The 20,783-nt window shown below is 22.7% G+C and carries 28 protein-coding genes, 1 pseudogene, 1 riboswitch and 1 other annotated feature; of the genes and pseudogenes, 7 read left to right on the top strand and 22 right to left on the bottom strand.

The features are described 5' to 3' along the window. Positions 1 to 382: 382 nt before the first annotated feature. The 5 genes from AACK92_RS01800 to AACK92_RS01780 form a co-directional block, all read right to left on the bottom strand. A complete protein-coding gene (locus tag AACK92_RS01800; RefSeq protein WP_339021747.1) occupies positions 383 to 1,579 on the bottom strand; it encodes an Mbov_0401 family ICE element transposase-like protein in 1,197 nt (398 codons plus the stop codon). Between the two features lie 11 nt (positions 1,580 to 1,590). Continuing rightward, on the bottom strand, positions 1,591 to 1,977 hold the full coding sequence (locus tag AACK92_RS01795; protein WP_339021415.1) for a hypothetical protein: 387 nt from the start codon (positions 1,975 to 1,977) through the stop codon (positions 1,591 to 1,593). Between the two features lie 163 nt (positions 1,978 to 2,140). After that, positions 2,141 to 2,701, bottom strand: coding sequence for a ThiF family adenylyltransferase (locus AACK92_RS01790; protein WP_339021414.1), 561 nt, complete (start codon positions 2,699 to 2,701; stop codon positions 2,141 to 2,143). Positions 2,702 to 3,127: 426 nt separating this feature from the next. Further along, a complete protein-coding gene (locus tag AACK92_RS01785; RefSeq protein ID WP_339021412.1) occupies positions 3,128 to 3,310 on the bottom strand; it encodes an ATP-binding protein in 183 nt (60 codons plus the stop codon). After that, entirely contained in the window at positions 3,303 to 3,662 is a 360-nt protein-coding gene (locus tag AACK92_RS01780; protein WP_339021410.1) for a hypothetical protein, read from the bottom strand. Before AACK92_RS01780 ends, AACK92_RS01785 begins: the two co-directional genes overlap by 8 nt. Positions 3,663 to 4,213: 551 nt before the next feature. Here AACK92_RS01780 and AACK92_RS01775 point away from each other — a divergent pair. The 7 genes from AACK92_RS01775 to AACK92_RS01750 all read left to right on the top strand — a co-directional run bounded on the left by AACK92_RS01775 (position 4,214) and on the right by AACK92_RS01750 (position 7,755). Continuing rightward, entirely contained in the window at positions 4,214 to 4,543 is a 330-nt protein-coding gene (locus tag AACK92_RS01775) for a helix-turn-helix domain-containing protein (protein WP_339021409.1), read from the top strand. Next, on the top strand, positions 4,510 to 4,743 hold the full coding sequence (locus tag AACK92_RS01770) for a hypothetical protein (protein ID WP_339021408.1): 234 nt from the start codon (positions 4,510 to 4,512) through the stop codon (positions 4,741 to 4,743). The genes AACK92_RS01775 and AACK92_RS01770 overlap by 34 nt, the downstream gene beginning before the upstream one ends. 306 nt (positions 4,744 to 5,049) lie before the next feature. Beyond that, positions 5,050 to 5,940, top strand: coding sequence for an IS3 family transposase (locus tag AACK92_RS01765; RefSeq protein ID WP_339021407.1), 891 nt, complete (start codon positions 5,050 to 5,052; stop codon positions 5,938 to 5,940). A gap of 21 nt (positions 5,941 to 5,961) precedes the next feature. After that, the gene (locus tag AACK92_RS01760) at positions 5,962 to 6,633 is read left to right on the top strand and encodes a DDE-type integrase/transposase/recombinase (RefSeq protein WP_339021405.1); all 672 of its coding nucleotides are present in this window, start codon (positions 5,962 to 5,964) and stop codon (positions 6,631 to 6,633) included. Positions 6,634 to 6,699: 66 nt separating this feature from the next. Continuing rightward, positions 6,700 to 6,879, top strand: coding sequence for a hypothetical protein (locus AACK92_RS01755; RefSeq protein ID WP_339021403.1), 180 nt, complete (start codon positions 6,700 to 6,702; stop codon positions 6,877 to 6,879). 156 nt (positions 6,880 to 7,035) lie between these two features. Next, on the top strand, positions 7,036 to 7,122 hold the full coding sequence (locus AACK92_RS05810; RefSeq protein ID WP_422397878.1) for a UvrD-helicase domain-containing protein: 87 nt from the start codon (positions 7,036 to 7,038) through the stop codon (positions 7,120 to 7,122). Positions 7,123 to 7,533: 411 nt separating this feature from the next. Further along, on the top strand, positions 7,534 to 7,755 hold the full coding sequence (locus AACK92_RS01750; protein ID WP_339021402.1) for a hypothetical protein: 222 nt from the start codon (positions 7,534 to 7,536) through the stop codon (positions 7,753 to 7,755). Between the two features lie 95 nt (positions 7,756 to 7,850). Here the strand turns inward: AACK92_RS01750 and AACK92_RS01745 are convergent, their stop codons facing one another. From AACK92_RS01745 to uvrC, 17 genes and pseudogenes are all read right to left on the bottom strand, one after another. Further along, the gene (locus AACK92_RS01745; RefSeq protein ID WP_339021400.1) at positions 7,851 to 8,030 is read right to left on the bottom strand and encodes a hypothetical protein; all 180 of its coding nucleotides are present in this window, start codon (positions 8,028 to 8,030) and stop codon (positions 7,851 to 7,853) included. A 79-nt stretch (positions 8,031 to 8,109) separates the two neighbouring features. After that, the gene (locus tag AACK92_RS01740) at positions 8,110 to 8,319 is read right to left on the bottom strand and encodes a hypothetical protein (protein WP_339021398.1); all 210 of its coding nucleotides are present in this window, start codon (positions 8,317 to 8,319) and stop codon (positions 8,110 to 8,112) included. A gap of 196 nt (positions 8,320 to 8,515) precedes the next feature. Beyond that, entirely contained in the window at positions 8,516 to 9,064 is a 549-nt protein-coding gene (gene frr / locus AACK92_RS01735) for a ribosome recycling factor (protein WP_339021397.1), read from the bottom strand. A 16-nt stretch (positions 9,065 to 9,080) separates the two neighbouring features. After that, a complete protein-coding gene (gene pyrH / locus AACK92_RS01730) occupies positions 9,081 to 9,794 on the bottom strand; it encodes a UMP kinase (protein ID WP_339021395.1) in 714 nt (237 codons plus the stop codon). 64 nt (positions 9,795 to 9,858) lie between these two features. Next, positions 9,859 to 10,791 (bottom strand): energy-coupled thiamine transporter ThiT, encoded by a 933-nt coding sequence (locus tag AACK92_RS01725; RefSeq protein ID WP_339021394.1) that lies wholly within the window; start codon positions 10,789 to 10,791, stop codon positions 9,859 to 9,861. A 25-nt stretch (positions 10,792 to 10,816) separates the two neighbouring features. Then, a riboswitch (TPP riboswitch) is annotated at positions 10,817 to 10,914 on the bottom strand. 54 nt (positions 10,915 to 10,968) lie between these two features. After that, positions 10,969 to 11,661: a hypothetical protein gene (locus AACK92_RS01720; protein ID WP_339021393.1), complete on the bottom strand. Its 693-nt coding sequence runs from the start codon at positions 11,659 to 11,661 to the stop codon at positions 10,969 to 10,971. Between the two features lie 2 nt (positions 11,662 to 11,663). Further along, the gene (gene tsf / locus AACK92_RS01715) at positions 11,664 to 12,539 is read right to left on the bottom strand and encodes a translation elongation factor Ts (RefSeq protein ID WP_339021392.1); all 876 of its coding nucleotides are present in this window, start codon (positions 12,537 to 12,539) and stop codon (positions 11,664 to 11,666) included. 12 nt (positions 12,540 to 12,551) lie between these two features. Beyond that, positions 12,552 to 13,391, bottom strand: coding sequence for a 30S ribosomal protein S2 (gene rpsB, locus AACK92_RS01710; protein WP_339021391.1), 840 nt, complete (start codon positions 13,389 to 13,391; stop codon positions 12,552 to 12,554). 390 nt (positions 13,392 to 13,781) lie between these two features. Continuing rightward, positions 13,782 to 15,134, bottom strand: coding sequence for a Sapep family Mn(2+)-dependent dipeptidase (locus AACK92_RS01705; RefSeq protein ID WP_339021390.1), 1,353 nt, complete (start codon positions 15,132 to 15,134; stop codon positions 13,782 to 13,784). Positions 15,135 to 15,145: 11 nt separating this feature from the next. After that, positions 15,146 to 15,658: a J domain-containing protein gene (locus AACK92_RS01700; protein WP_339021389.1), complete on the bottom strand. Its 513-nt coding sequence runs from the start codon at positions 15,656 to 15,658 to the stop codon at positions 15,146 to 15,148. A 390-nt stretch (positions 15,659 to 16,048) separates the two neighbouring features. Further along, entirely contained in the window at positions 16,049 to 16,339 is a 291-nt protein-coding gene (rpmA, locus tag AACK92_RS01695) for a 50S ribosomal protein L27 (RefSeq protein WP_339021387.1), read from the bottom strand. A 1-nt stretch (position 16,340) separates the two neighbouring features. Further along, the gene (locus AACK92_RS01690) at positions 16,341 to 16,652 is read right to left on the bottom strand and encodes a ribosomal-processing cysteine protease Prp (RefSeq protein WP_339021386.1); all 312 of its coding nucleotides are present in this window, start codon (positions 16,650 to 16,652) and stop codon (positions 16,341 to 16,343) included. A gap of 96 nt (positions 16,653 to 16,748) precedes the next feature. Further along, positions 16,749 to 17,045: pseudogene (rplU, locus tag AACK92_RS01685) on the bottom strand (50S ribosomal protein L21); the annotation flags it as partial. Positions 17,046 to 17,052: 7 nt separating this feature from the next. Continuing rightward, positions 17,053 to 17,134, bottom strand: a sequence feature (ribosomal protein L21 leader region). Positions 17,135 to 17,214: 80 nt separating this feature from the next. Further along, on the bottom strand, positions 17,215 to 17,502 hold the full coding sequence (locus AACK92_RS01680) for a hypothetical protein (RefSeq protein ID WP_339021385.1): 288 nt from the start codon (positions 17,500 to 17,502) through the stop codon (positions 17,215 to 17,217). Positions 17,503 to 17,551: 49 nt separating this feature from the next. Next, positions 17,552 to 18,430: a 16S rRNA (cytidine(1402)-2'-O)-methyltransferase gene (gene rsmI, locus AACK92_RS01675; RefSeq protein ID WP_339021383.1), complete on the bottom strand. Its 879-nt coding sequence runs from the start codon at positions 18,428 to 18,430 to the stop codon at positions 17,552 to 17,554. Between the two features lie 46 nt (positions 18,431 to 18,476). Continuing rightward, entirely contained in the window at positions 18,477 to 18,950 is a 474-nt protein-coding gene (gene greA / locus AACK92_RS01670) for a transcription elongation factor GreA (protein WP_339021381.1), read from the bottom strand. Between the two features lie 66 nt (positions 18,951 to 19,016). Next, positions 19,017 to 20,783 (bottom strand): excinuclease ABC subunit UvrC, encoded by a 1,767-nt coding sequence (gene uvrC / locus AACK92_RS01665; protein WP_339021380.1) that lies wholly within the window; start codon positions 20,781 to 20,783, stop codon positions 19,017 to 19,019.

Raw genomic sequence — 20,783 nt, 5'->3', positions numbered from 1 at the left:
TTTAAAAAAAAAAAAAAAATCAAATAGCTTTATTTGACGGTTGTGGGAAATATTAAGGGGGTGATGGCCATATTAATTAATTTGAATTAATCAAATTTAAACCATATTCAAGTAAATATTTAAAAACTGCAAATTTCGAGTTTTTTATTTCACAAAAATATTAACATAAATAATTTAAAAAAACTAAATAAATTTCTTTTTTTACCGAAAAACGAAGTTTTTGGTAACAGGATAAGGAATACTATCACTTTTTTTGGAAAACCCTTTATTAAAGGGTTTTTTACCAAAAAAAATGCTAGCATTCGCAATTTTTGTGCTAGCATAAATACTAGCTCAAAAAGAACTTGGAGGCCAAGTTTGCAGTTTAATAGATTTTAAAAATTTAATGTATTAATTTTCTAATTAGTTCATTATATGAAGATTTTTTAGAATCCAAAATAGGAATTTTAGCTAATTTTAAATTTCGTTTTACAAAATTATTATGCCTATTTGGAATAAACATTTTTAAATTATCATATATTTGATCTTCTAAATTTTCTTTAAACTTAAAATAAATTATTTCTAAAATATCAATATTATTAATTTTTGTTGCTTTTAAATTAATAAGTAACTCAAATGTTTTTTTATTATAAATTTTAGCTCCATAACCTTTAATGGATTTCACTAGGTGACTTACTGCACTTTTAGCAAAACATCCAATATATCAATCTTTAAAATGATTTTCAATTCCTTTAATATTATTTGAAATATATTTAATAGTTTCCTTAATTCTTTCATTTTTTAAACCAATTGAATCAATATTTTCAGATAAAAAATTAATTAAAGATTTAATATTTTTAGATTTATATTTATCAATAGCTAATTCATATAATTTCATTAATTTACTTTTATTTTTACTTCTTTTATAAGGAAAACAAAAATATATTTTTTGAAATAAATGAAATTTATCTAAAACAAATTCCGCTCCTAAATTATTTGCAATTTCTGAAATCCAATTTGCCCCCTCTCCACAAATTACAAATTTTTTATTAGTTAAACTTCCATAATTTTTTTCTATTTCGTTTTTTAATCAATATGAATAATCATAAGTATTACATGACTTATCTTTTAAAAAAGTTTTTAAAAATACTTTTTTATTAATTAATTTATTTCTTTTACCTTCTTTTTGTTTTCCTTGATATGCAACAGCAACCCTAACTCTAAATCATCTTTTTTTATTTTTAAATCTAACTGTTGTTCAACAATCATCAATATCCACATAAACAGGTAAATCATTTTTAAATTCTTCATTAGATAAATATAAATTTTTAAAATCAAATTTAGCATTTCGTTTTAAAATATTTAATATTGTTCTTTTTGTAATATTTGATTTTTTAATTTTTTCTCAAACTATAATATGACTTTCACCATGATTAAATGATTCAATAATTTCTTTTTCTAAAGAAAATGATATTATTTGATATTTTTCTATTTCCATATATGGATCTGCTAAGAAACTACATTTACCATTGTACTTATTTATAAACTTTGTTCTTTTATAAGTAACTTCTCCAAATTTAGTAATTATAGTTCTTCTTATATTTCTTTCTTTTATAATTCATTTTTTAAATTTAAAATTTTTATATTTTTTGAACTTTTAAAGTTTTTTAATAAATACTCTTTTTGATATTTAGCAATTTTAGTTAAATATTTTGTTGTAACAAATAGTTTGTTTTTATTTTTTTTAAAAATAAAATTAGGCTCTGATAAATTTTGATTTATATTAAGTAAAATTGTTTCATATAAATCAAACGTATTATGATTAGGTATAAGCACTTCGTTATAAACTACAATATTTTCAATTAATTTATCTCTTTGTCAAGCTAACAAATAAATTTTATTTATAATATGTTTTTTCAAAAAATAGATTCTTTCTACATTACAATCTTTAATAATTTTTAAATTATTAATAAATGTACTAATTTGATGTTTTTCCATTTTTAATACTTCCTTTAATTTTTTTAATTTTAGAATTAAATTCACAAAACTTAATATGATATTTCTTTTTTATATACATATCAATATCTGATAAAACTTTTAAAATTAAATTGCTTGCTTGATCATTTGTTGCAAATTGTTGAACAACTCCGTCATTTATTAACTATTCACAAATTTCTTCTGATATTTTTAGTTCTGTTTCTTTTTCAATTTTTAAATTATAAATATTACTTCTAAATTCATTAATTAAAATATCACCATAAATATCTTCATTTGCTGAATCAATATAAATTACATCTGAAGTTTGAGAATATCCCATTCAACTAAAATCTTTTTCTAATAATCATTTTTTAAACATATCTGTTGATTTTTCAATAAGTATTCTAGTTTTATGATTATCAACACAACTTATTATTATTGCTTTATTAAATTCATTGTTAAAAGATTTAATTATTTTAAATAAAGAATTCTCTTTATTTAAAAATTTATTAATAGAATAACAATTTTTAAATCTACTTATACTATTTATTTTTTTAGCTAAACTTTCAGCTTTATAATTGTAAACATCATGAATTTGAAAAGGTTGTCGCATAACGTTTTTATATTCAACTTTATCTCCATCAATTAATACTAAATTATCATTATTTGATAAAAATTTTGCTAGTTTCCCAACAAGAAGACCGCCAGTGACTCCTACTCCAATTAAAAATATTATTTTATCCATTTTTTTCCCTGGGGAAAATTAAAAATCAATATATTCAAAATTTTTATTTTCAATTTCATTAGAGTATCTTTTATCATTGCCTTCAAATTCTATATTTAAATTAATTATTCCTTTTAATCTAGAAATTATTCTTGAACTAGATATATTATCAGATTTAGTACTATAGTTTTTTTCTAACTTATCTATATCATAATTTGAAGTAATTATTGTAATTAAAGTATTATCTTGTTCGCTCTTTTCAAATCTTTCATTTAATAAATTGTAAATATAAGGAAGTGTTGATTTATGAATAAATTCACTTCCTAAATCATCAATAATTAAAATTTGTTTTTGAGCTAAGCGACTAGGACTTGATGCATAGATTCCTTCATAACCATTTTCTCAAGCTTGTTGATGTGATTTAATTCACTTTGAGATATTAACTATTTAAGAATTAGATTTTGAATTTTCAACAAATTTATTAATAAAAGTGGTTTTACCAACTCCTGGTTTACCGTAGATATAAATTCCATTATTTTTAAAATTTTCTTTTTGTTTAACTTTTTCAAATAAAGAATTAAATTTTATATAATCTAAATCTTGATCAACATTGAATTTAGTTTTAATCATAAATTTTTTCTCCTATAAATTTTGTTACAAATTCTCTATACTCTTGAGAATTTTTATTATTTAACTCTTCAAAGAAATTAGCTAAAATTTCTCCTGAAATCAGATTTACTTGTTTTTCTCCTAAAGAGTAAATTATTTCTTGATAAAAATGAGTTTCTTTAGTTTTGTAATTAATAATATTGACTTCAATTCCAAAACGATTCTTATATTTACTAGATAAATAGTAATTTTTGTAAATTCAAATTAGTCCATTTTTATTTCAAGGACTTTGAATTGCAAATGCTGTTTTATTACTATTTCAACCCTTAAATCAATGGTTTAATAACCACACTTTTTTATTTTCACTCCCCATAGATGTCCTTTCTATTTTTTCCCTGGGGAAAATTTATTTATTATTGTTTATTTGGTTTTTAAATTTTTTATAATCAAACGATTATAATCAAAGATTATTAATTAATTTAAAGTTAATTTTTAAGTTTAAATTAATTAAGATTATTTTTAAATAATTTTTTATAAATAATTCTAGAATACAATCTAAGATTATAATCTCGATATTTATATTTATTTTTGTCATTTAGGTACTATAAAAAATAATTGCATTTATTTTGTTAAGCATTTAATAGCTTTAGCAACTTTTTTAAATTTTAGCTTTGTCATGACTTTTTTATTTTTATTTATATAGGTTTAGAGCACATATATGTGCAAAAATTTTATTAACTGCGAATTTGCAGATAGTTTAGATCACCTTTACTTTCTTAATCAAAATAAAAACTGCTTTTTATAGCAGTTTTTTAATATTTACTTAGGGTATTTCTTACCCCCTTACTTTTTCCCTCGCCCTATTTGACAAAGTTCCCCCATTTTAGGAGACACTTTTATATAATAATAGAAAGGAAAAAATATATGGCTAAAAAAGGACAAAAGTTTAGAAAATGAACTCAAGAAGAAAAAGAAAAAATTATTGAGTTAAGTTTGAATTGCTATTCTCTAAAAGAAATAGCATTAAAATTTAACTCAACTACTGGATCAATTGGAACAATAATTAAAAAATATAAAAATGCAAAGATAAGTGAAGCAAAACATCGCTTGCCTTATAAAATAGATTACAGCATATCTCAAAATGCAAATGATTTGTTTATAGGAGTTCTATTCGACTATAATAAAGAATTAATTAAGGAGAATAATATTTTAAAAAAGCAATGAGCCTCCAAGGGCGAAACCAAAAAGAAATAATTCAGGAATTATTAATAAATACGAAATATAATCGAACAATAATTTGCAAAATTTTAAATATCAATAGAACATCAACATATAAAGAAAATAAAACTTTAATGAATTTCCTCAATGATACAAGAATTATGAATTTAGTGATTTCAGAAATTGAAAAAAATAATTTTCTTAGTGCTTATAGTAGACTGAGTTGAAAAAAGTAGGCATTAAAATTTATGTAAAATATTTAAAAGGAAGAAAAAAATATGGCAAAACTTGGTCAAAAATTTAGTAAATATAGTGAAGAATTTAAAGTAGATGTAATACTTTTATGCAAATGAAAACGGTGTAACAAAAGCTTATAAAAAATATAAAGTGCCAATGGAAACAATCGGAACCTGACAATCAATCTATAGAACAGATAATAATTTATGCATTAATACAAAATCTAAATAAGATAAATCAGAATTAGAAAATTTGAAGGATAAATATGAATCCTTAAAAAAGTCTTTAAAATCATGAGAAACTACATGTCTAAAGAGGAAAAAATAAATTTTATTAAATCAAGAGATTATAAAACAACAATTAAGGAACTACTCGAGTTACTAAATTTAAAAAAATCCTATTGAGATAAATATAAAAATCATTGTTTCATAGATAAAAAAAATAAATTTGATTATATAAAATACGATATTTTAAAAGTATTTAATGATAATAGAAAGCAATTTGGATATAGGCAAGTTTCAAAAGAAATATCTCATAAATATTCAACATATATAATTCGAAAAGTAATGCGAGAAAATAAAATTATAGCTAGATTTGCTAAAAATCAATTAAAAAAAGCAAATAAAAGAAAACTACAAAATTCAAATGTAGAATATCCAGATCTTGTTCAAAGAAAATATAGTGCTGTCAAAGAAAAATACAAAATTTTATATACAGATATTACTTATTTAATTTGAAAAGGAAAGAAAGCTTATAAATCAACAATAATCGATGGATTCACAAAAGAAGTTATTTCATCAGATATTTCTTATAAAATGTCTGCAAAATTTGTAATTGCTACTTTAAAAAGAGCAATTAATGTTATTAAAAAAATAAAAGATCCGAGTGGAATAATTATTCACTCAGATCATGGAGTTCAATACACAAGCAAAACGTGAAAAACTGTTTGTGATTCGAACAATTTAATTATATCAATGGGAGCGAAAAAAACATGTGCAGATAACATTGTTATTGAAAGTTATCACTCTTTACTTAAAAAATGAACAATTCATAATAACAAATATGAATCACTTGAACATTATATAACTGATGTTATTGAATGAGATAAATGATATAACTCAAAAAAATCTCAAAATAGTTTTTTAAATATAGAATGAAAAAATAAAGATGTCTTTTATGGCACAATAACTATATAAATAAAAAAAATAGGCATAAATATGCCTACTCACTTCAACTCACTTTATAGTGCTAAAAGATGATCTTTATATTTTAAATTGAATTATATTGAACCTTTTAGGATAAATCACAAAAAATTAGAACATATATTTAAAAAATTTAATCATATTGCATATTATATTAAGAAACAAAATAAACATGAAATTAAAAAATATAAAGAAACTATTAGAAAAAATTATCTTAAAGAAGCAAAAGAAATGGGATTTGAAAACATTTGAACTAGTGACATAACTCAATTTTCAGTTAAAACAAAAAAAGGTTATATTTGCACAGTTCAAGATAATTTAACTGGAGAAATAATAGGAAAATCTAAAAGAATAGATAATCAAAAAACAAATTTTGTGCTTGAAGCTTTAAAAATGGCATATAAAAATAAAAAATATTTAGGTCCAATATTATTACATTCAGATAATGGAAATCAATATACTTCTGAAAACTACATAAATTTATGTAATGATTTGCAAATCATTAGAAGTTATTCAAAACCAGGAACAACTCATCATAATGGCAAGCATGAAAGTTTTCATAGTCGTTTAAAAGATGAAACTATAAGAACATGTCATATTGAAAACATCAATCAATGCTTAAAAATAGCATGAGCATGATTAGATTTTTATAATAATGATAAAATTAGAATAAATAAAAAATGATAAAAAAAAAAAAAAACGTTCCCTCTATAGGGGGAACCTTCAGGCGACATTTTTTATACAAAAATAGAAATGAAAAATATAGAAAATGAACTCAATAAGAAAAAAGAAATAATTATTAAATTAATTTTAAATTGCTATTCTCTAAAAGAAATAGAATTAAAATTTAAATCAATTATTGAATCAATTGGAGCAATAATTAACAAATATAAAAATACAAAGATAAGTGAGACAAAACCTCGTTTACCTTAAAAAATAAATTATAGTTATATCTCAAAAGGCAAATAATTTATTTATAGGAATTCTATTTGACTATAATAAAGAACTAATTAAAGAGAATGATATTTTAAAAAACAATGAGCCTCCAAGGAGAAAACCAAAAATAAATAGTTCAAAAATAATTGAAAAATGCGTTTTGATTATATTATGGTTGATGAATTTCAAGATACAAATTATACTCAATTTGATTTAATTAAGTGATTAACAAAATCTTAAATATCAATAAAACATCAACATATAAAATAAATAAAACTTTAATGAATTTCGTCAATGATGCGAGAATTATGAATTTAATTATTTCAGAAATTGACAAAAATAATTTTCTTATTGCTTATAGTACTAAAAGATGATTTCAATATTTTAAACTCAATTATATGACATATTATACTAAGAAACTATTAGAAAAAATTATCTAAATGAAGCAAAAGAAATGGGATTTGAAAACATTTAAACCAGTAATATAACTTAATTTACAGTTAAAAAAAAGGTTATATTTGCACAGTTCAAGATAATTTAACTGGAGAAATAATAGGAAAATCTAAAATATTAGATGTTCAAAAGACAGATTTAGTTCTTAAAGCTGTAAAAATTGCATATAAAAATAGAAAATATTTAGATCTAGTATTATTGTATTCAGATAATAGAAATAAATATACTTCTGAGAATTACATAAGTTTATGTATTGTTTTACAAATTATTAGAAGTTATTCAAAACCAGGAGCACCTCATCATAATGGCAAACATAAAAGTTTTTATAGTTTTTATAGTTGTTTAAAAGATGAAAATATAAGAACATATCTCAGATTTAAAACATCAATCAATGTATGGAAATTGCATGAGCAAGATTAAACTTTTATAATAATTATAGAATTAGAATAAATAAAAAATAATAAAAAAGGTTACCCTTATAAGGAAAACCTTACTTTAAATATAAAATAAATTAATTATTTTTGTATTGGATCATTTTTAGCTCATTCAATAATTGATAATATATTTTTATAAGTTTTATCCGTGAAACATTTTTTCATATATTTTTCAATGTTTTTAAATTCTTTATCCATATCAGAAATTATTTTATCTTTATTTTCAGCTTTAAAATAAGAAACTTTACAACTATATGCCATAGTTAACATTCCATTTATATATATTTTTTGAGCAATTTCATTTTTTTAGAAAATTCAGGAAATTTCTCATCTTGTTCTTTTATATTTGCCTTTTCCATCTCTTCTTTAAGTTTTTTTGAAAGTTCTTCATTTTTTTACTATATTCATCAAATAATTTTTGGGCTTCTTCTAAATCTTTTGGTTCTGAAGGTAATTTAAAATTATCTCCACAAGATACAACATTTGATAAAATAAATCCATTTGTAGATACTAAACCAAATGAAAATAAAATTGTAAAAATTTTTTTCATATTTCTTCTCCTATTTTTAAATTTAAAATTCTAAATTTATTTTATCACATACCTATATACTAAACTTAAAACTTATTAAGAAATTTTTGAACTAAATTTATAATTAATAAAATATTTTTATTTAAGTGAAATTAACTGTAATCTTTTAAAATATTACAGTTAATTTAATAAATAATTTTGAAAAAGCAAAAATTTTTTATATTTTCATTAATTCAGCTTCTTTTTCTTTTGCTAAGTTATCCAAAATATCAATATATTTATCTGTTAATTTTTGAATTTGATTTTCTAAATCTTTTTTAATATCTTCAGGTGAACTTGTATCTTTTTTAATTTTATCGTTAGCATCTCTTCTTGTATTTCTAACTCTAACTTTAAATCCCTCAAGTTCTTTTAACATTTTTTTAACCAAATCTTTTCTAATATCTTCAGTTAGAGCAGGTATATTAATTCTAACTAGATCAGCTTCTCCAATTGTATTTAATCCTAAATCAGCTTTATTAATTCCTGCAATCACAGCTCCAACTTGACTTCTATCATAAGGTTTAATAACTAATTGTTGTGGTTCAGGTGATGAAATTTGTGCAGTTTGATTAATCGGTGTTAGTGTTCCATAAAAATCAACCATTACACTATTTAACATATTTGCATTTGCTCTTCCAGTTCTAACTTTTGATAAGTAATCTTTGAAACTTTCTATTGAATCTTGCATATTAAGTTCTGCTAATTGAACTATTTCATTTATCATTTTATTTTCTCCTTTTTTATTTAATTACAGTGCATTCTAATTCACCATGTGCAATTTTAATTATATTATCTGTTCCATTCATATCAAATACAACTATTTCTAACTTGCCATCTCTTGATAATGCAGCTGCAGTTGAATCCATAACTTTTAAATTTTTACTTACTAAATCATTATGAGTTAAATTTTTTAAAAATTTTGCTTCAGTGTTTGTATTTGGATCTGAATCATAAACTCCCTTTGTTCCATTTTTAGCCATTAATAAAGCATCTGCTTTTATTTCTATAGCTCTTATGCTTGCTCCTGTATCAGTTGTAAAATAACTATAACCAGTACCTCCAGCAAATATTGTTACATAACCTTCATCAAGTTTTTCTCTTGCATTTCTATAGTTATATGAACTTGTAACTGTTTTGATTTCTAAAGAAGAATATACTTTTACTTTATCAAATCCCAATTTCCTTAGTGTTGCTTCAAATGCTAGAGCATTCATAATTGTTGCAAGCATTCCCATATAATCAGCTTCTATTCTAAATAATTCAAGAGTATCTGCCAATTTACCTCTTCAAATATTTCCTCCTCCAATGACAATACCAATTTGCAATCCTTGTTTTGTTAAATGAATAACTTGTTTTGCAACTTCATCTAGTTTTTCCTTATCATAAATATCTCCACTTCCTTTTAAGGCTTCACCAGATATTTTCAATAAAACTCTTTTAAATTTTAATGCCATATTTACCTCGCTAGATAAATTATAACAAAATCCCTTATTTTTTTTGATAAAAAGTGTTTGTTTTTTAGTTATTTAAATTTTTATTAAAGAAAAACCTTTCTTTAATAACTCAAAGTGATTCACATATGCTAGGTACACAAATCATTAATAGTACATAATCAAAAATACTGTTAAAAGAATTATAAATAAATGAATACTCTATATTATTTGTTCAATCAAATTCTTTTCATACGTCTACTTTGTTTGGATTTAATCAATAAATAACTCCTGATATTACTCTTGAAAAATAAATAATTAATATTGGTATAGTTATAAATGCAAATCAAATTGATATTTTATTTATTAATTTATTTAATTTAATATTTGGTGCAAAAAAATAAGCAATGAAAATACAAAATATAGGTATTCAATAATCAAATAAAAATTGTCAAAATGCTAGAGGTGTTCCTGGCATAAAAGCTGTTAAAGTTGCTGATAAAAAACAAAGTGTTATACATCCAAACAATGGTAAAATAAAGGCTCCAAAAAATAGAGGTATATATTTAAAAGATATCGTTATATAAAATGGCATTGGTGGAATTAAACTTGATACAAAACCTATTGCAAAATATAAACCTAAAAGTAAGGCAATTGATGTTATATCAAATGCCGTTCATTTCTGCATTTTAAAACTTATTTTTTTGAAATCTATATTTTTCAAATATATAATTATTGTTTCAATATTTAATGTAATTATAGAGAGAGCAATAATTATTTTATTATTTAAATGCGAACTGTCAAAAATAACATTTAATATTAATGAAATATTCATTAATAGAAATAATATAAAAAATAATGAAAAACAAATACTTACAGTAATATTTTTTCCTATAGGCATTTTTGTTCCTTCTGAACCAACATTGATAACTGAAATAATTGCTCAAATTATTAAAGCTAAAAATAATAAAATTCTAATAGTTGATAAACTAATTGTTAATTTAATTGTGTTTTTATTCATGAAATTCCTCTATGAAAAAAGCAGAACTTGTCTTTTAAAGGACTTCCTACGCTAGTATTAACTAGATCAGGTTCTAAGAGTGTTTCTCAAGCTTTTAATTAATAGCTACCTCTGCCTTTTTCATAATTATTTTATATATAAATAAAAGAAAAACACATATAAAATGTGTTTTGAAAATTATTTTTCTTCTTTTGATGAATCATCATCTTTTTTATTTTCTTTTTCTTTACTTTCATTTATTGAATTTTGTAAAGCCTCTGCTCTAATTTTTGCCACTTCTTCTTTAAAATAAGTAAGTTCTGTACCTTTTTCTAAAGTAAAACCAATTTTTTCTACATTTTCTAAAAAATACATTCCAATTGTTGTATTTTTACTAAATTTAAGTTTTTTAAGTGTTCTTTTTCCTTCTAAATAATTAATATAAACTGCACTTTTTTCATCATCTTCAATAATCTTTGTTACTTTAGATAATTTAATTGTCTCTCCTAATGTAATTAATTTTCCTTCTTCTTTTTCAACATAAAATCATATTTGATTTGAAAAGAAAATTACCATTATAAATCATGCAGCAGATAATAAAAGTGAAACTACAATAAATACTATTACTAATGTTTGACTTAAACTAGTATTATTAGAAGCTAATATTCCTAAATATGAAAGTAAAACCAAGATTGAAGTAAAAATTGAAATAATTTGAAAACTCAACATTGTTGAAACTAATATTTTATTTGCAAATTTTATTTCTGACTTTGATTTTTGAAATTTAATTGTTATATATCATGATGAAATTGAAGCAAGAGGTATTATTAAAAGCAGTACAATTGAAAGAACTAATAAATTATTATTTTCTAATGCAGCTAATAAATTCATAATTAATTACCTGCTAACTGTGCTGCAACTTCTGCTGCAAAATCTGTAGTGTTTTTTTCAATACCTTCTCCAACTTCAAACCTAAACATTTGAGTTAGTTTTGCTCCTTTTGATTTAACAAAATTTCCAACAGTTTGTTTTTCATCCATAACAAAACTTTGTGCTAATAAAGTAACATCAGCAAGTTTTTTATTTAATTTACCTTTTAAAATCCCTTCAGCTACATTTTCAGGTTTTCCTGTTAAATCAGTTGTCTCTTTAATAATGTGCATTTCTTGATCTTTAAATTCCTGAGCTACATCTGATTCTTCTAAATATTTTGGTTCCATAGCAGCAACGTGCATACATACATTGTAAGCATCTTCATCTCCAATATTTCCATCAAATGCTAATAATACTGAAATTCTTTTATTTGCATGATTATAAATTGATAATTTTTCACCTTCAACTGCAGCAATTCTTCTTAATTCAATTTTTTCTCCAATTGTTGCTGTTGCTTCTATACAAGCTTCACTAATTGTTTGTCCTGAATCTAATTTAATTTCTAATGCTTCTTGCAAAGTTGATGCATTAGAATTTAATAAAGCATTTCCAATATTTTCAATTAAAGTCATAAATTTATCATTTTTTGAAACAAAATCTGTTTCAGAATTTACTTCAAATATAATTGCTCTTTTTCCATCTGTTTTAGCAAAAGAAACTCCTTCTGCTGCAACTCTATCAGCTTTTTTAGCTGCTTTTGCTAAACCATTTTCTCTTAATCATACTACTGCTTCATCAATGTTTCCGTTTGTAGCTTCTAAAGCTTTTTTACAGTCCATCATTCCAGCAGAAGTCATTTCTCTTAATTCTTTAATTAATTGTGGTGTAACTGCCATTTTTCATCTCTCCTATTTTATTTCTTCATTTTTTACTGCAGGTTTTTTATATGCTGGTCTTTCATTATTAAAATCATTATTTCTTGGTGTATATGGTTTTCTTTCTCCATCATATTGTTTTTCTTCTTTTTTCTGTGCAACAACTTTTAAATTACTTGGTTGCATTTTAATTCCAGCTGCTTCAGCATAAACATTAACTATAAAATTAGTAATAATATTTACTGATTCTTGAATATCATCATTTGCAGGAATTACAAAGTCAACCATATCTGGATCCACATTTGTATCACAAATTGCAATAACTGGTATTCTTAATTTTCTTGCTTCTTTTACTGCAATTTCATCAGTTTTTGGATCAACTACAAACATAGCTGCAGGTAGTTTATGCATTTGTTTAATTCCACCTAAAGTTTTTTCTAATTTTGCTTTTTCTTTTCTAATTAAAATTTGTTCTTTTTTAGGTCTTAAGTTAATTTTTCCAGTTTTTTCTTCATTTTCAATATCTCATAAAGCTTTAATTCTTAGTGAAATAGTTTTCATGTTTGTTAAAGTTCCACCCAATCATCTTGAGTTAACAAAAAAGTTTCCACTTCTTAATGCAGCTTCTTTTACTGCATTTTTAGCACTTCTTTTTGTACCAACAAAAATAATTTTTTCTTTTTTTTGTCCAATTGAAGTAACATATTTTTTAACATCTTCTAATCTTCAAATTGTTTGTTGTAAATCAATAATATGATTTTTGTTTTTTGCTCCATAAATATATGGTTTCATTTTTGGATTTCAACGTTTAGTTTGATGTCCAAATTGAGCTCCAGCGTCTCATAACTGTTCTCTTGTTAAATCTTTTGCCATTTTTAAGGCCTCCTTAATTTTTATTCGTTAGTCTTCCATTATGGTTCTAAATATATCCACTCGTTTAATTAAAGTTAACAAGCACTAGGATATAAAATTCCCAAATGTGATTGCATACCCAAAATAAATATACAAACAAATATAGTATAACATTTTTTAAAGCTATATTTTAAACAAAAAAATAATACAAAATGAAAAATATTAAAAATATTATTATTTAATTGATTTTTCATTGCTAAACATTAATTATAATTTAAACTGCTTTTAAGTATTTTTAGTTCTTTAATAAAAAGAAATAAAAAATATTAAAAACACATCTTTAAATATTACATGTGTTTTTAATATTTTTTGTATACTTCTTTTTTATTTATTAATTAGTGCTTTTAAACATTATTTAAACTTTGTTAATTTAACCAATGATTTTGCATAAATTTCCATCATTTTTTTCAAATCATCTATTTTTACATATTCATTGTAAGCATGCATTGTTGAATCATTTAAATCAAATTCTGCTCCAAAAGCAATCATATTAGGCATTGATTTTGCAAATGTTCCCCCTCCAATTGCAATTGGTTCTGCATTTAAATCTCCAGTAACTTCTTTATAAACTTCCATAATGTTTTTTACAACATCACTATCTTTTGGAAAATAAACTCTGTCTTCAATTGAAGATAATTTTAATTCTAAACCTTTATCTTTTACAAACTTTTCTAATACATCTACAACATCTTTTTTAGGATCTCTTGTACAAGGAATTCTAAAATTTATTGTAAATCTAAAATCATCTTTTGAAATGTTTATAATTCCATTACATGCTGTTAAATTACCAGTTTCATCTGTTAAATCTCCAAAAATTTCTTTCATATCAAAATTTAAATGTCCATATTTTGCAACAAATTGTGCTAAAGGATGTTTTAATCCACTTTTATCAATTGCTTTTAACAATCAAGTTGAAGCTGATATACCTTTAAATGGTAAACTTCCATGTGCTGATACACCTTTAACAAATAAATATCCTTCATTTTCATATGAATCTATTGAGTTTTCTTTTAATCAAGAAGCTATTTCTTTTTGTTTTGGTCCTTTATATTTAACCAAATCGTTTACTGCATTATAAACTTCTCCTCCACTTATTTCAAATTCTGAATTAAATTTTCCAATTAAATCTACATCAGCAATTCATTTTTCAGCATAAACAACTGGAAAATGTCCATCTGGAACATATCCCAAATCACATAATTGTTCATTTTTAACATAAGCTTCCATACATTCTCAATTTGTTTCTTCACTTGTTCCAAAAATAAATCTTATTTTATAATCTGGTTTAAATCCATGATCAATTAAATATTTAAAAGCAAAAATATTAATCATTGTAGGTCCTTTATCATCAAAAGTTCCTCTACCTATTAATTTTCCATCTTTAATTATAGGTTCAAATGGATTAGTTTTTCACTCATCAATATTTCCAGCTGGAACAACATCTAAGTGACAAATAATACCAAATAATTTATCACCAGTTTCATAGTCTGCATAACCATATCTATAATCTGGAGCTACAAATGTTTCAAAACCAAAAGATTTTAATAATTCTATACAATGTTTTAAAACTTTTTTAATATCTTCGTTAACAGCAGCTCCATATGTTAAATCTCTTCTATATGAAGGAATTGCAACTATTTTTTTTGTTTCTTCTAAGGCTTGATCAAAATATTGACCAAGTAATATATCTTTTTCTACATTCATTTTTAATTACCTTAATTTTTCTTTCTATTCTTTTGGACAATATCATAAGCATTATTTATTTCAACCATTTTTTGTTTTGCATATTCTGTATTATTTTTATCTGGATGATAAAGCTTTGCTAATTTTAAATATGCTTTTTTTATTTTATCATCTGTATCTAAAGGTGATACTTCTAAGATTTTATATGCTTTACTTAATTTTTGTTCATTGTCATTATTAAAATTATTTTGTGTTTTTGTATAATATTCATTTTGTTTATCATAAAGTTCTGATTGCATAATTTGAATTATTTTATCTATTCTCTTACAAAATTCATTAAATTGTTCATCTATAAAATCATTTATCATATCTGGACTTAATTTCTTATAATTTTTTTTCTCAAATTTATATATAGTTGCTGGAACTATTTCTTGAATAAAAGTATTTTGAAATAAATTAAAAATTTCTATTGAAAATTCATTATAAATTTTAATTATATTTTCTGATGAAAATATTATGAGTTTCTCTTTTGAAAGCTTTTCCAAAATAATAAAAAGCTCATACTCTTTATTTGCTCAAAATTTATAAAAACTATTTTGAGTATGCTTTAAAATTTTTAATAAATCTTCATTGAAATATATTTTTTTAATTTCCTTAAATTAACTCATAAAAGGAAAAATATTAAAAAATTCATTTATATTCAATTGTTTAATTAAAACTTTTTTGTCTGCCTTATTTTGAAAAGTTTTTTTAAACTCTTCTAAATCTTTTTTTATATTTTTATTAGTATTTTACTTATTTTTAAGTTTATATATTTTAAAAAAATAAAAAACTAAAAATACTAATACTATAAAAATAAATCCAACAAATAACAAAATTAACATCAATATCTTCCCCATTTTATTAAAAAAACCCTCTAATGGGGTCTTATATTATTATTTAGATTCTTGTGGAATAACTACTGCTCTAGTTCTATTTTTACCAAACTTTTGGTACTTAACTATACCTGAAACTAAAGCAAATAATGTATCATCTCCACCAAGTCCAACATTTACACCTGGATGGATTTTTGTTCCTCTTTGTCTGAAAATAATTGAACCTGCATTAGCAAATTGACCATCTGCTTTTTTAGCTCCTAAACGTTTTGATTCTGAGTCACGTCCATTTTTAGTTGAACCAACTCCCTTTTTAGAAGCAAAATATTGTAATCCTAATAAGAAACGCATATTAAATCATCCTTTCTATTTTAAAATTCTTTGGGTATTGTACCTCAATAGTTTCTAACTGAATAATCATAAATTCTAACAAATGATTTAATAAATTATCATTTTTTATAACTTTTATACTTATTTCATTTTTATCAACATTAAGTTCAACATAATTCTTAAACTTAATATCTAAAGCATTTAATGTTCCAGAAACTATTGCTGTAATTCCAGCACATACTAAATCTTGACCAAATTGATCAAAATTTGCATGTCCTTTTATTACAAATGAATTTATTATATTGTTTTTTTTAACAATTTTAGATTTTACCATTTACTATTCCTCAGTTTTTGGTTTTGGTGCAGCTTTTTCTACAGAAACTGTAGTTTTTGATTCAGTTGATGTATTTACTATAGATTTTGTACCACTTAATGAAATTTCTTCAATTTTTACTTTTGTGTATGGTTGTCTATGACCATACACTTTATTAACATTTTTTTTAGGGTGATATCTAACAACTCTAAGTTTTTTTCCTTTACCTTGTTTAACAACAGTTCCAATAACTGTTACTCCTTTAATTAAAGGAGAACCTACAGTTCCATCAATCATTAAAATTTCATTAAAAATAACTTTTTTACCTTCTTCTATGTCTAATTTTTCTACATAGATTTCATCATCTTTTGAAACTTTAATTTGTTTTCCACCTGTTTTTATAATTGCGAACATCTTTATTCCTCCAGTCTAGACTCGCCTTGTATGTGAGTTATTTTTCAAACTACTTTTTTTTACATACAAAAGTGCGGTTGAAACTAGCAACCTAAATTATTTTATACCATTTTAAGAACAAATTTATATTTTTTTTTATATTTTTAAATAAAAAAGGTTCTCATGAACCCTAAAATAAATTTACAACATTTGGCATTTGTGAGACTTTATTTTCTGCATTTACTTTATTTGAAATACTATTGTCAGCTTTAAAAGTAGAATTACCTATTTTTAACTCAACTTTATCATTTCTATTTATAGTTAAAGCTCCAAATACAGTTGTTGAAATTGCTCCAATTAAGTTTGTAAATAAATCTGAAGTACTTTTTATAATTGAACCTATACCATTAAAAAGAGCTCCACTAGCTGCTTTTCCCCCAACTACTTTTATTGATTGTTCTACAGTTAATTTTTCCATATAAAAACCTCCTTATATTTATATCTTTATAAATATCAGAAAAATTTTATTATTTATAAAAAAATTTAGTTAATTCATTTTTTTTAATATTATATTTTTTTGAAATAGTTTTTATTGCATCTTTTTTACTTACATTTTCTTTTATTAAATTTTCTACTTCAATTAATATTTTTTCTATATCAATTTTTATTTCTTGTTCTAAATTATAGTTAGAATCTATAACTACACAAAATTCTCCTTTAAGAGTTAATTGATTGTTATTTATATAATCACAAATTTCAGCTATTGTGCCTCTTAAAAATTCTTCATTTATTTTAGTTAATTCTCTAGCAAGTAATAATTTTGTATTTTTATTTAAGATTAAAGATAATTGATTTATAGTTGATTGAATTCTATGAACAGATTCATAAAAACTTATAATAACTTCATTATTTTTATGTTTATTAAGAATTTCATAAAATTCTTTTTCAATATTTTTTTTATCCAAAAAACCTAAAAATAAATTTTTTCTAGAAACAAAACCACTTGAAGCAAGTGCATGAATATATGCAGGACCACAATTAACTGAAGTAATATTGACTAAAATGTTACTTTCTAAAACTTTACTTATAATTATTGCTCCTGGATCACTTATACAAGGAACTCCAGAATCACTTATAATTACTATATTTTTATGTTTGTTAATATCTTCAATAAAACTTTCACTAATTAAATATTCATTAAATTTATGTAAAGATTTAAGCTTTTTGTTTATATTTAACTTGTCAAATAATTTAAAGCTTACTCTAGTGTCTTCACAATAAATAACATCAGCTTTTTGAAAAACTTCTATAACTCTTTTAGAGATATCATCTAAATTACCAATTGGAGTTCCAACTAGATAAATTGTTGGTAAATTATTTTTAAATGTACTTTGAACTTTTATCATAGTTTTCTCCTTATATAAAAAAACCTAATATCTTTATTAGGTCAAATTATTTAATATCATTAATTGTTATTTTGTAAGGTTCTTTAAGTTCTCTAACTTCAACTGAATCTCCAACTACTTTACTCATCATAGCTTTTGCTAATGGTGATTCATTTGAAATTTTATTTTCAAATGGATCAGCTTCAATAGCTCCAACAATTTTTACTTTCATTTCTTTTTTAGTTTTTTGATTTGTAAAAATTACTTGACTTCCAATTTTAACTTCTTTATTTTTTGAATTAGTATCTTCAATAATTTTTGCTTTAGACAGCATTGCTTCTACTTCTTTAATTCTTGCTTCTACTTCTGCTTGTCTATTTCTTGCTGCATCATAATCTGCATTTTCTGATAAATCTCCTTGCGCACGAGCTTCAACCAATTCTTCAATAACTTGTGGACGAACATTATTAATTAAATGTGCTAACTCATCTTTTAATTCTTCTAAACCTTCTGCAGTTAAAATAATATCTTTATCTGTCATATTAATCCCCTTTTATTTAACTAAAATATTATACATTTTTTTAATAAAAAAATAAGTATTATATTGTTATTTTTTACTTTCTATTTTTCTTTTTATTTCCTTAATAGCTAATACTATATGATCTTTCTTAACTATTTTTTTTATATCCTGATAATTTAAATTATAAAAATCCATTCTTGAAGGATAAAGTTGATTTATTTTTTGAATTGTTTTTTCTCCAACACCTTTTATTTGTGATAAATCATCTTTTGAGAAAGACTTTGTATGTTTTTTTCTAAAACTAGATATTGCATAATTATGAACTCTATTTTGAATCAACTCTAAAAATTTAAAAACCTCAGTTGTTTTTTCTAAATATATTTCTTTTTCATTAAAATTCAAAATATATTCTGTTTTATGCTTATCATTTTTTGCAAGTCCAATAACTGGAATATCTAAATCTAAAAGTTCTAATTGAGATTTAGCAGCATGTAATTGAATTTTACCCCCATCCATTATTATTAAATCTGGTAAATTTGCACTACTTGCAATATCTTTTTGATATCTTCTATAAATAATATTTTGCATTCTTTGAAAATCACCTTTTTCATCAATTATTATGTTATATTTTCTAAAATCATTAAAACTTGGTTGACCTCCTTTAAAGACAACCATTGCTCCTGTTACAAATTCATCTAAAATATTTGCAACATCAAACATTTCTATATGATAAGGATATTTTGGTAAATTTAATGTTTTTTGAACTTCATTTAAAAGTTCTTCTTTACTAATTGATTTTTGCTTTTTATAAAGTTCTTCTTGTCTTATATATTCTTTTGCATTATTTTCTGCTAATTCCAAAATTTTTAATGTTGAATCGTCTAAAGGATATGTTATTTTATTTTGAAATAATAATTTTAAACTACTACTATTTAAAGATTGTGGAATAACAATATAGTCAGGAAGCATATTCTTTGAATATATTTGCATAATAAAATTTTCAAATAATGAGTTTATATCTTCTATTTCATTTTTAATTATTATTTGATCCTTTAATATTAATTTTCCACTTCTATAAAACAAAACTATAAAACAAACGTACTCTTCTGTTTGATAATAATTAAATACATCTCTATTCAAATTATCATTAAAATCAACAAACTGTTCAATAATTGAGAAATTTAAGTGAGATATAATATTTTTAATTCTTTGTGCTTCTTCAAATTGTAAATTATTAGATGCAATAAACATTTTTTCTTCTAATTTACTTTTAAAATCATCATTTGTTCTATTAAAAAAATTCTTTACATTATTTATTTGATTTTTATAATAATTTTGATCCACTTCTTTAAAACAAGCCCCTGAACAATGATCAATATGAAAATGAATACAGGGTTTATTTAAATTACCTTTACATCTTCTTAAAGGATAGATTCTTTCTAATGTTTTTAAAATATTTCTAGCACTAGTTCCATCAGGAAGTGGTCCAAAATATATTTGATTTTTATTGTCATAATTTCTTGTATAAACATATATAGGATCTTTTTCTTTTGTTATTGCAATATAAGGATATTTTTTGTCATCATTTAATACAATATTATATCTTGGTCTATATTTTTTTATTAAATTTTGTTCTAGAATTAATGACTCTTTTTCATTTTCTGTAACTATAGTTTCAATATCACATATATCTCTTACTAATTTAGTAGTTTTATAATTATGAGCTTTATTAAAATAACTTGAGACTCTTTTTTTGAGATTTTTTGCTTTACCAACATAGATTATTTTATTATCTTTATTTTTATACAAATAACAACCAGGTTTTTCTGGTAAGTTTTTTACTATGTTTTCCAT

This window comes from Spiroplasma endosymbiont of Atherix ibis (assembly GCF_964020005.1).
GTDB lineage: Bacteria > Bacillota_I > Bacilli_A > Mycoplasmatales > Mycoplasmataceae > Spiroplasma_A.
Note: the sequence above shows the minus strand (reverse complement) of the source record. Positions and strands in the feature narration are given on the sequence as shown.